Source organism: Lentzea waywayandensis (assembly GCF_900115955.1).
GTDB lineage: Bacteria > Actinomycetota > Actinomycetes > Mycobacteriales > Pseudonocardiaceae > Lentzea > Lentzea waywayandensis.
Genome location: NZ_FOYL01000001.1, coordinates 839,314 through 850,573 on the forward strand (window position 1 = coordinate 839,314; position 11,260 = coordinate 850,573).

At 68.9% G+C, this 11,260-nt stretch carries 7 protein-coding genes and 1 pseudogene; 5 read left to right on the forward strand and 3 right to left on the reverse strand.

From position 1 onward, the window contains the following. Nucleotides 1-16 precede the first annotated feature (16 nt). Genes BM417_RS03650 through BM417_RS03665 form a run of 4 tightly spaced genes read left to right on the forward strand, consistent with a single transcriptional unit; the run spans nucleotide 17 to nucleotide 3,840 of the window. A complete protein-coding gene (locus BM417_RS03650) occupies nucleotides 17-1,390 on the forward strand; it encodes a glycosyltransferase (RefSeq protein WP_093588256.1) in 1,374 nt (457 codons plus the stop codon). 7 nt (nucleotides 1,391-1,397) lie between these two features. Then, nucleotides 1,398-2,453, forward strand: a complete 1,056-nt coding sequence (locus BM417_RS03655; RefSeq protein ID WP_093588589.1) for a DegT/DnrJ/EryC1/StrS family aminotransferase — start codon at nucleotides 1,398-1,400, stop codon at nucleotides 2,451-2,453. A gap of 3 nt (nucleotides 2,454-2,456) precedes the next feature. Beyond that, the gene (locus BM417_RS03660) at nucleotides 2,457-3,626 is read left to right on the forward strand and encodes a cytochrome P450 (protein ID WP_093588257.1); all 1,170 of its coding nucleotides are present in this window, start codon (nucleotides 2,457-2,459) and stop codon (nucleotides 3,624-3,626) included. A gap of 19 nt (nucleotides 3,627-3,645) precedes the next feature. Next, on the forward strand, nucleotides 3,646-3,840 hold the full coding sequence (locus tag BM417_RS03665; RefSeq protein WP_093588258.1) for a ferredoxin: 195 nt from the start codon (nucleotides 3,646-3,648) through the stop codon (nucleotides 3,838-3,840). 2 nt (nucleotides 3,841-3,842) lie between these two features. Here the strand turns inward: BM417_RS03665 and BM417_RS03670 are convergent, their stop codons facing one another. After that, nucleotides 3,843-4,553: a LysR family substrate-binding domain-containing protein gene (locus tag BM417_RS03670; protein ID WP_093588259.1), complete on the reverse strand. Its 711-nt coding sequence runs from the start codon at nucleotides 4,551-4,553 to the stop codon at nucleotides 3,843-3,845. 56 nt (nucleotides 4,554-4,609) lie between these two features. On the opposite strand from BM417_RS03670, the gene BM417_RS03675 reads away from it, so the two are divergent. Further along, complete coding sequence (locus BM417_RS03675) at nucleotides 4,610-4,972, forward strand: DUF5997 family protein (protein ID WP_218164343.1); 363 nt, start codon at nucleotides 4,610-4,612, stop codon at nucleotides 4,970-4,972. Between the two features lie 21 nt (nucleotides 4,973-4,993). Here the strand turns inward: BM417_RS03675 and BM417_RS03680 are convergent, their stop codons facing one another. Then, nucleotides 4,994-6,178: a cytochrome P450 gene (locus BM417_RS03680; protein WP_093588261.1), complete on the reverse strand. Its 1,185-nt coding sequence runs from the start codon at nucleotides 6,176-6,178 to the stop codon at nucleotides 4,994-4,996. Continuing rightward, nucleotides 6,175-11,259 (reverse strand): annotated as a pseudogene (locus tag BM417_RS03685) (SDR family NAD(P)-dependent oxidoreductase); the annotation flags it as partial. The pseudogene BM417_RS03685 and the gene BM417_RS03680, both read right to left, overlap by 4 nt. Nucleotide 11,260: the final 1 nt, after the last annotated feature.

Here is an 11,260-nt window from a genome sequence, read left to right on the forward strand (position 1 = left end):
CCGAAGGGTGAAGTCCATGAGCCAGCGGCCGATCCTGTTCGTCAGTCTGCCGGAGAGCGGCCTGCTGAACCCGATGCTCGTGCTAGCCGAGGAACTGTCGCGCCGCGGCGTCGAGAACCTGTGGTTCGCCACCGACGACAAGGGTCGCGAGGAGGTCGAGGCGGCGGCGGTCGGCTCGCCGATCGAGTTCTTCTCGCTGGGGGACGTGATCCCGGAGATGTCCTCGGTCACCTGGCCGGACGACGTCTACGCGAAGGTGACGCAGCGGTCGCGGTTCAAGGCGCGCAAGGCCGTCATCGAGCAGACGAACCGGCCGGAGCAGCGGATTCCCAAGTACCGCGGGCTTTCGGAGCTGGTCGACGAGATCCGGCCGGCGCTGATGATCGTCGAGTCGATGTGCATGTTCGGCTACGAGGTCGCCATCACCAAGGGAATTCCTTACGTGATCAGCAACCCGTTCGTCGCGTCGAACCTCGTGACGTCCGCGATCCCGATCGGTCCGTCGTACACGCCGAAGGACTTCCCTCGCCCGCACACCGGGCTGCCCGCCGACATGTCCTGGACCCAGCGCTGGGCCAACAGGTTCTTCGGCTGGCGCACGCTCGCGACCGCGTTCACGAAGGCCAACAAGGACCGCAACGCGCGCAACGCCAAGGTGATCGCCGAGCTGGGCATCTCCCCCAAGGCGTCCGGCCAGTTCGCGCGGGTCGAGCAGGCCGAGATGGTGCTGTGCTACTCGATCCCGGAGATGGACTACCCGTTCGACGTCCCGGAGAAGATCCGCACGGTCGGCGCGCTGGTGCCGCCGCTCCCCCAGGCCGAGCCGGGCGAGCTGGGCACGTGGCTGGACGCGCAGAAGTCCGTTGTCTACATGGGTTTCGGCACGATCACGCGGCTGACCCGGGACCAGGTCGAGGCGTTCGTCCAGGTCGCCCGCAGCCTCGACGGCCGGCACTCGGTCCTGTGGAAGCTGCCGCGCGACCAGCAGAAGTTCCTGCCCTCCGTGCTTCCCGGCAACCTGCGCATCGAGACGTGGGTGCCGTCGCAGCTTGACGTGCTGGCGCACCCGAACGTCAAGCTGTTCTTCACGCACGCGGGCGGAAACGCCTACACCGAAAGCATCTACTTCGGCAAGCCGATGGTGTCGCGGCCGTTGTGGGTCGACTGCTACGACCAGGCGATCCGCGCCACGAGCTTCGGCGTCGGGCTGACGCTGGACAAGCCGCACACCGTCGACCCGCACGACGTCGTGGACAAGCTGACCCGCGTCCTGGACGACCCGGCGTTCACCGAGAACGCCGAACGGCTCGCGGCACTGCAGCACTCCGCGGGCGGCCGGAAGACCGCCGCCGACCTGATCCTCTCTCTGCCCGCACTGGCCTCGAAGTGAGTTGACGATGAGCTATCGCTATCCCGTTTCGATGCCTTCGTTGCGCGGCAACGAGCTCGAGTACACGACGAAGGCCGTGACGGACGGCTGGATCTCCTCGCAGGGGCCGTACGTGCCTCAGTTCGAGGAGGCCTTCGCCGCCTACAACGACGTCAAGTACGGCGTCGCGTGTTCCTCCGGCACAACGGCTCTGACGCTCGCACTCCGCGCCCTGGGCGTCGGCCCCGGCGACGAGGTGATCGTTCCCGAGTTCACCATGATCGCCTCGGCGTGGGCCGTGACCTACACCGGCGCCACCCCGGTCTTCGTGGACTGCGCGGACGACCTCGACATCGACGTCACGAAGATCGAGGAGAAGATCACCCCGCGCACCAAGGTGATCATGCCGGTGCACGTCTACGGCCGGCAGTGCGACATGGACCCGATCCTCGAACTGGCCTACGAGTACAACCTGCGCGTGGTCGAGGACTCGGCCGAGGCGCACGGCGTCAAGCCGACCGGTGACATCGCCGCGTTCTCGTTGTTCGCCAACAAGGTCATCACCTCGGGCGAGGGCGGTGTCTGCGTGACGAACGACCCGCACCTGGCGCGGCAGATGGCGCACCTGCGCGGCATGGCGTTCACCCGCGACCACAGCTTCCTGCACAAGAAGCTCGCCTACAACTTCCGGATGACCAACCTGCAGGCCGCGGTCGCGCTCGCGCAGACCGAACGCCTCGACGAGATCATCGCCACGCGCGCACAGATCGAGAAGCGGTACGACGAAGGTCTTCGGGGCATCGAGGGCATCACCCTCATGCCGCCGCGTGACGTGTTGTGGATGTACGACCTGCGCGCGCAGCGCCGTGAGGAGCTCATGAGGTTCCTCGCGGAGGAAGGGATCGAGACCCGCCTCTTCTTCAAGCCGATGAGCAGGCAGCCCGGCTATCTCGACCCGGTGTGGCCGACGCTGAACGCGAACCGGTTCGCCGACGACGGGTTGTACCTCCCGACCCACGCCGAGCTGACCGAGGCCGACCAGGACTACATCGTGGCGCGAGTCCGCCAGTTCTACGGGGTGTGAGACATGACGAGCACTGACCTGGTCCCGTTCATGATGCGGCGCCCCGGCGTGCCGTTCCCTCCTCCCGAGTACGAGGGGTTCCGCACGAAACCCGGCCTGACTAAGGCCGCGTTGCCGTCCGGTGAGACGGTGTGGCTGGTGACCAGGCACGAGGAGGTGCGCGCGGTCCTCACCGATCCGCGCATCAGCTCCAACCCGACGCACGAAGGGTTTCCACGCCCGTCACGGACCGTCGGCGCGCCGTCCGCGGACGACGTGCCGGGCTGGTTCGTGTCGCTGGACCCGCCTGACCACAACAGGTTCCGCAAGGCGTTGATCCCCGAGTTCACGGTGCGCCGCATCAGGGCGTTGCGGCCGGCGGTCGAGCAGATCGTCGACCACGCCATCGACCAGATGCTGGCCAAGGGCAACACGGCCGAGCTGGTCGAGGACTTCTCGCTGACGGTGCCGTCGCTGGTGATCTCCGCGCTGCTGGGCGTGCCGAAGGTGGACCGCGACTTCTTCGAGGAGAAGACGAAGGTCCTCGTGACGCTGACGTCGACCGACGAGCAGCGGGACAAGGCGTCCGAACACCTGCTGCGCTACATCAACCGGCTGATCACGATCAAGTCCAAGCGTCCCGGCGACGACCTGATCAGCAAGCTGCTGCAGGGCGGTCTGCTGACGCCGCAGGAGCTCTCGGGTGTCTCGATGCTGCTGCTGATCGCGGGCCACGAGACGACCGCGAACAACATCTCGCTCGGCGTCGTCACCTTGTTGCAGCAGAAGCAGTGGATCGACGACGACCGCATGATCGAGGAACTGCTGCGCTACCACTCGGTGGCGGACCTGGTGGCGTTGCGGGTGGCGATCGAGGACGTCGAGATCGGCGGCCAGCTCGTCAGGGCGGGCGAGGGCATCGTGCCACTCGTGGCCGGTGCCAACCACGACCCGGACATGTTCGAGCGGCCGGACGAGTTCGACCCGTCCCGTTCGGCCACCGGGCACGTGGCGTTCGGGTACGGCGTGCACCAGTGCCTCGGGCAGAACCTGGTGCGGCTGGAGATGGACGTGGCCTACCGCGGCCTGTTCAGGCGGATCCCGACTCTCGAGGTCGCGGTGCCGCTGGAGGAGCTGCGGTTCAAGTACGACGGAGTCCTCTTCGGACTCCACGCGCTACCAGTGCGCTGGTGAATCTCGGAAAGGGTGCGTCATGGCTCGGATCAGTGTGGACACCGGCAAGTGCATCGGCTCGGCTCAGTGCGTGCTGGCCGCGCCGGACGTGTTCGACCAGGACGACGACGGGTTCGTCACGGTGCTCGACGCCAGCCCGTCGGGCGACGCGGAGTCGACCGCCAGGACGGCCAGGGGCATCTGCCCGGCCCAGGCGATCACGGTGCACGACTGAGTTCAGCGACCGCGACGGGGTTTCGCGCGCTTGGCAGGCTGCTTCTTCTGCTGGGGTGCGGGGCCCCGTCGCTGCTGCTGCTTGGGCGCCTGCTTCTTCTTCTCAGGCTCCGGCGCGGGGCCTCGGGTGCTGTTGACCGTGCGGCCGCGGACGATGCCGATCATGTGCTCGATCAGCTCGGGGTTCTCGTCGCGGATCGGGAACGACAGCGCCACGCGGGACTGCGGCGCGTCCGAGAGCGGCACGTACTTGAGGTCCTTGCGGTGGTGCAGCCGAGCCAGTGACTGCGGCACGACCAGCATGCCGACGCCCGCGGCCACGATCTGAATCGCGTCGGCGGTGGTCTCCGGCCGTTCGACCGGCGGCTGGCCCGGCTGCGCGTCCCAGTCGAGCGGGTCGTCGAGCGGCTGCCACAGGACGTGTTCCGCCAGGTCCTCAAGGGACAGTTCGTCGGCCGCGGCGAACTCGTGGTCCTTCGGGAACACGACGACGCTGGTCTCGGTGTAGAGCGGGATCGCGTGCAGGTCCTCGCGGTCGCCGGGCAGCCTGAGCAGCGCGGCGTCGGCCTCGCCCGAGCGCACCTTTGCGGCGGCTTCGGCGACGGGCACCTGCACGAGGGTCAGCTCGGTCTCCGGCAGGCGTTCCTGCCAGACCCGTGCCCACTTGCCCGGCGTCACGCCTGGGACGTACGCGAGCGTGAACGATCCGGTCACGCGCTGAGGCTACCGGACGCAACGGTTACTCTTTGCGCATGAAGTCGCAGCAGACGATGAAGCCAGCCACCGCCGCCAAGAAGCTCGGCGTGTACCTCGAGGCCACCCCCGAGGAGTTCCAGGCCGGCGTCGTGTCGCGCGACGAGCTGAACGAGCTGCAGGCGAACCCGCCGGAGTGGCTGGCGGACCTGCGCCGCAACGGCCCGCACCCCAAGCAGCTCATCGCGCAGAAGCTCGGTATCTCGGCGTCGGGCCTGGTGCGCGCCGGCATCACCGAGGCGCTGACCACCGACCAGATCACCGCGCTCAAGGACGAGAACCCGGAGTGGCTGGTGCGCGAGCGCGCCACCTACAAGGAGTTCAAGGCCGAAGAGGCGCGCCTGGCGGAGAAGGCGCGCCTCGAGGAAGAAGCGGAGTGACGGCGCTCACCCGACCAGCGCTCACCAGGTGACGGGGAACCTCTCCAGGCCGCCGGCGAGGCGTCCGCCGGGGTGCGACTCGAGCTCGGACTCCGGCACCGCGAGCCGCAGCGTGGGCAGGCGTTCGAACAGCGTGGTGTAGGCGACGGCGAGGATGATCCGCACGAGCGGGGCGCCGGTGCAGTGCCGCATGCCGTGACCGAACGTGAAGTGGTGGTTCGGCGAGCGGGTGACGTCGAAGTCGTGCGGGTTCTCGAACGCGCGCGGGTCGAAGTTCGCGAGGCTGAAGTCCAGCATCACGAGGTCGCCCTCTTTGATGGTGACGCCCCCGATCTCGATGTCCTCGCTGGCGTAGCGGGGCAGGACGGGCGAGCTGATCGTGGCGCGCATGACCTCGTCGACGGCGCGGGCCATGATCTCCGGGTCGGCCATGGCCTTCGCACGCTGCTCGGGGTTGCGCAGGAACAGCAGCACGCCGAAGTCGAGGTGGCTGGCGAGGCCCGCGAGGCCGGTGAACAGCAGCGTGACGACGTGGAGGCCGATCTCCTCGTTGGTCAGACCGGTCTCGATGAACCGTGAGATGACGTCGTCGCCGAGCTCTGACCTGCGACGTTCGCCGATGTCGGCCGCGAAGCCGAACAGCGGGTCCATGCCGGCCTCGGCGGACTCCTGGTCGGAGGCTCCGACGGTGTCCATCATCTCGAGGAGCTTGGCGCGGTCCTCGACGGGGATGCCGACCATGTCGCACAGCGCCTGCTGCGAGTAGTCCATCGAGTAGGCGTCGTGCAGGTCGGCTGGCTGACCGGCGGCGATGATCGCGTCGAGCTTCTCGTTCGCGATGCCGACGACGCGCTCGCGGCGTTCGATGACGCGGCGGGCGGCGAAGCTCTTGGTGTAGAGGACGCGCTTCTTCTCGTGGCGCTCCTTCTCGACCTCGATGTCGTCGGCGGTGATGAGCATGTCGAGCATCGGGTTGCGGAAGTACCTCGGCGCGTTGGCCGGGTCCTTGTGGCTGCGGCCGAGTTTCTGGTTCTGCAGCAGCGCCTTCACCTCGGCGTGGCGGGTCACGAGCCAGCCCTCATCGCCCGCGGGCGTCCGGATGCGGCACACCGGCGCCTGTTCCTGCAACCGCAGCCGGAGTTCGCTGAACGTCAGGATCGACGGCAGTTCGACCCCGATCAGGGGCAGTTCCTGCGATGTGGTCATCGGACGCCTTCCAGTTTCTCGATACGGGTGCTGAGCCAGTCCTCCATCACGTCCGCGATGACGCCCGCGTCCTCCTTGACCATCGCCATGTGGTCGGTGGCGACGACGCGGATCTCGTCGGCGGGCACGTCGACGTCCTGGTTCGTCGTGACGAGGTCGGTGCCCTTGACTTCGTTGGCGCAGCGGATGAGCAACTTCGGGACCGTCGTGTGGAGGCCGGTGTCGATGATGAGCGGGAACCAGTGCGCCATCGCGGACAGGCGCGTGCTGTTCATGTTCACCGCGGGCGAGTCCATGGTGTTGAAGTAGTTCGTGGTGACGGCGCCGAAGTCCATGCCCTCGCTGGAGTTGTAGTTCATGCTCAGGGTGTCGAGCATGATCACCGCTTCCGGGGTGATCCCCCAGGTCTCTTCGAGCACGGCGGCCGCGAAGTAGGCGAGGGTGCCGCCGGAGGAGTGTCCGACGAGGACGAACGGGTCGCCGTCGGTGCCGTTGAGGATGCTCTCCGCGACGAACCTGGCGGCGGCCTCCGTGGTGCGCGGCAGCGCTTCGCCTTCGTTGAAACCGATCAGTGGAAGTGCTGAGACGTGGCGTTTGCCGCGCAGGTGGGCGGCGAGCCGCGCGTACATGTGCACGCCGGCGGTGGCGCCGGGTGCGCTGACGCAAACGAGTTTCGGCAGCTTCGGGCCGTCGGCGAGGGTGACGGGGACGGGCAGGTCCTCCAGCTCGGCCGGGCTGTCGAACATGGGGCGCAGCTGGGCGACGGCCTTGAGCAGCCTGAGGCCTTCGACGACCTTGCCGCCCGAGACGCTGTCCATGAACAGCCCGAACACCGTGTCGTGCGCGCTGACCGTCATGCCGTTGCTCGTGGCGGGCCCGGCGATGGTGCCCAGTTCGGCGTCGACCCTCGCGGCCAGCACGGCGGGGGTGCCGCTGTCGAACACGGCGCTGCCGGGAAGCTTGAGGGCGAGCATGTCGTTGAGCTGGTTGCGCAGCTCCACGGCGATGAGGCTGTCGAAACCCAGTTCCAGGAAGTTCTTCTCGGCGTCCACTGTGGACGCGTCGTTGTGGCCGAGCAGCGCGGCGCACGTGCCGACGACGAGCTCGCGGACCTGGTCGACGCGTTCGTCGCCGTCGAGGTCGCGCAGCCGGTCGAGGACCGTGACGGCCGCCATCTGGCTCTGCTGCGGGAGGAGCTGCTCGTCGACGATGTCGCGCAGCAGCGGGGCGACGCGCTGCTGGTTGCGGTTGACGTGCATGGGAACGACGACGCGCCTGTTCTCGACGAGTGCGGCGTCGAACAGCGCGAGGCCCTGTTCGACGGCCAGTGGCGGCATGCCGGAGCGGGCGATGCGGTCCATGGCGGCGTCGCTCAGGCCCGCGGTCATGCCGCTGTCCTGCGCCCACGGGCCCCAGGCGAGGCTGATGGTGTTCGGCCTGGTCCGGGCGAGGGCGTCGAGGTAGGAGTTGGCGGCGGCGTAGTTGCCCTGGCCGGGCGCGCCCATGACGTTGGAGACGGAGCTGTAGAGCACGAGCAGCTTGAGGTCGTGCTGGGCGAGCAGGTGTGCGGCGTCGACCTTGGGCGTGAGGACCGCTGTGAGGCGGTCGGGGGTGAGCGCGTCGACCAGGGCGTCGTCCAGCACGCCCGCCGTGTGGATAACGGTGGTGAGCGGGCGTTCCGCGGCGGCGAACAGGGTCTGGACGTCGTTGGGGTTCGAGACGTCGGCGGCCGCGATGGTGACGGTGGCGCCCTTGTTCTCCAGGTCCTGCTTCAGGTTCTGCGCGCCGGGGGCCTCCTCGCCGCGGCGGCTGGCGAGCAGGAGGTGCCTGACTCCGTGCCGGGTGACGAGGTGCTTCGCCAGTTCGGCGCCGAGGCCGCCAGTGCCGCCGGTGATGAGGACGGTGTCGTCCTCGCTCCACTCGAACCTGGCGTCGGGGTTCGCGGGCAGTTCCCTGAGGCGGGCGACCTGGACCCTGCCCTCGCGGACGACGACCTGCGGTTCGTCGCCGTTGACGAGCGAGGTGAGCAGGGCGCCGGAGACGTCGAGACCGTCGCTGTCGACGAGCAGGAAGCGGCCGGGGTTCTCGGCCTGCGCGGTGCGGACCAGGCCCCACACGGCCGCCGCGGCCAGGTCTTCGCCTGCTGCGGCGCCGCGGCTGACGAAGACGACGCGGGAGTTCTCGAACTTCAGCGCCTCCTGAAGGATGCTCAGCGCTCGCTGGGTCTGCGCGTGGGTCGTCTCCGGGGTGTCGTCGCCCGTGACGGCAACGACGAACACGTCCGGTGTGGTGTTCTGGGCGGCTTCGGTGAGGGTTTCGCCGTAGCCGCTGACGGACTGGCCCGCTGCGTACAGGACGTGGGCGAGGTCGAACTCGTCGCCGCCGATGATCGCCCAGCGCGCACCCGTGATGGCCGATGCGTCCACAGTGGACTTCACCCAGTTCAGCTCGTAGAGAGCGGGACGGCTGGCGTTCGGCTGGGCGCCGGGAGCCATGGTGCTCTGCGGCCAGAACCGCTCGGTGTCGAACGGGTAGGTGGGCAGCGCCGTCTTCCTGCCCTGCTTCGGCCAGGCGATCCTGGCACCGGCGGTGTAGAGCGTGGCCAGCGCCGTGATGAACGCCGTGGCCTCGTCCTTGTCCTTGCGCATCGTCGGGATGGCGCGGTCCACGAGGGCGGCCAGGACGGCACCGGGGCCGATCTCGACGTGGGTGGCGTCGCCGATGGTCCCGACGTTCTCGGCGAAGCGGACGGTGTCGCGGACGTGGCTGACCCAGTACTCGGGGTTCGTGACGTCGCCGGTGGTGCTGAACGGGATCTTCGGCGGGTTCAGCGCGATGGTCCTGATGGCGGCGCGGAAGTCGTCGAGCATCGGCTCCATCAGCGGCGAGTGGAACGCGTGGCTGACTTTCAGCTGCTTGGTCCTGCGGTCGCCGAACCGCGCGGCGACCTCCCGCGCCTCTTCTTCGACACCGGCGATGACGACCGAGTCCTCGGCGTTGACGGCGGCCAGGGAGACGCCCGCGGTGAGGTGCGGCGTGACCTCGGTCTCGGTGGCCCGGAGCGCGATCATCACGCCGCCGGCGGGGAGGTTCTGCATGAGGCTGGCCCTGGCCGTGACGAGCTTCGCGGCGTCTTCGAGGCTCAGCACGCCGGCGACGTGCGCGGCGGCGATCTCGCCGATGGAGTGGCCCGCGACGTGGTCTGCCTTGAAGCCGTAACTCTCCAGCAGCCGGTACAGCGCGACCTCGAACGCGAACAGCGCGGGCTGGGTGTGGCCGGTCTGGTCGAGCCGGGTCTCGTCCTCCCACATCACCTGCCTGAGGCCGGCGGGGAGGTGCTGGAGGGCGGCGTCGAGGGCCTCCTGGAAGGCGGGGAACGCCTCGTACAGCTCCTTGCCCATGCCGACGCGCTGAGCACCCTGGCCGGAGAACAGCGCGGCGAACGGCTTGCGCCGCACGGTCCCGGTCGCGATGACGTCACCGTCGAGGAGGACCGCGCGATGGTCGAACGTCGTCGGCCTCGTGGTGAGCAGCGAGTACGCGATGTCCCGCGGCTCTCCTTCGAGCGCCTTGACCTGCTCGACACGGGCCTTCAGGGCGTTCACCGACTTCGCCGACACCACGAGAGGATGCCTGCCCGCCAATCCCTGGATCGATTCCGGTTGCCCGGCCCCCAGGGGGCTTTTGGCCCCCATCCCAATCATCTCAGGGAGGTCTGACAGTTCTGGCGCCTCTTGGATGATCACGTGGGCGTTGGTGCCGCTCACCCCGAACGAGGAGATGCCGGCGCGGCGAGGCTTGCCGTTGCGCGGCCACGAGGTGGTCTCCGTCAGAAGGGACACGCTGCCAGCCGACCAGTCGACGTGCGACGAGGGTTCGCTGACGTGCAGGGTCGGCGGGAGGGTGTCGTGGCGCAGTGCTTCCACGATCTTGATGACGCCCGCGACGCCGGCCGCGGCCTGGGTGTGGCCGATGTTGGACTTGATCGCGCCGAGCCGCAGCGGCGTCGCGCGGTCCTGGCCATAGGTGGCGAGCAAGGCCTCGGCCTCGATCGGATCTCCCAGCACCGTGCCGGTGCCATGGGCCTCGACGGCGTCCACATCGGACGCGGACAGTCCCGCCGAGGCCAGCGCGGCTTTGATCACCTCGCGCTGGGCCGGGCCGTTCGGGGCGGAAAGGCCGTTGGAGGCGCCGTCCTGGTTGATCGCGCTGCCGGCGACGACGGCGAGCACCGGGTGGCCGTTGCGCAGGGCGTCGGAGAGCTTCTCCACGAGCAGCACGCCGATGCCCTCCGCCCAGCCGGTGCCGTCCGCTTCGTCCGAGAACGCCTTGCAGCGGCCCGAGGTCGCGAGACCGCCCTGCCGGGTGAATCCGGCGAAGTTCGAGGAGGTCGCCATGACGGTGACGCCGCCGGCCAGCGCGAGGGAGCACTCGCCGTTGCGCAGGGCTTGAGAGGCCAGGTGCAGGGCCACCAAAGACGAGGAGCAGGCGGTGTCGACGGTGACGGCCGGGCCTTCGAAGCCGAACGTGTAGGAGATGCGGCCGGAGATGACGCTGGCCGCGGTGCCCATGCCCGCGTGACCTTCGACGTCCTCCTGGGAGGCGATCAGGACGTGGCCGTAGTCCTGGCCGTTGGTGCCGACGAACACGCCGGTCCGCGAGCCGCGCAGCGACGTCGGGTCGATGCCCGCGCGTTCGACGGCCTCCCACGTGGTCTGCAGGAGGAGTCGCTGCTGCGGGTCCATCGCCAGGGCCTCGCGCGGCGAGATGCCGAAGAAGCCGGGGTCGAAGTCGGCGGCGTCGTAGAGGAACCCGCCCTGCAGCGTCGCGCTGGTGCCGCCGGCCAGGGTGCCCAGGTCCCAGCCGCGGTCGGTCGGGAACCCGGTGATGGCGTCGCGGCCCTGCGACACCAGCTCCCACAGGTCCTCCGGCGACCGGACGTCGCCGGGGAAGCGGCAGGCGATGCCCACGATCGCGACCGGCTCGTGCCTGCCGGACTCGACGGCCTCCAGGCGCTGGCGGGTCTGGGCGAGATCGGCGGTGACCCACTTCAGGTACTCAACGAGCTTCTCTTCGTTCGGC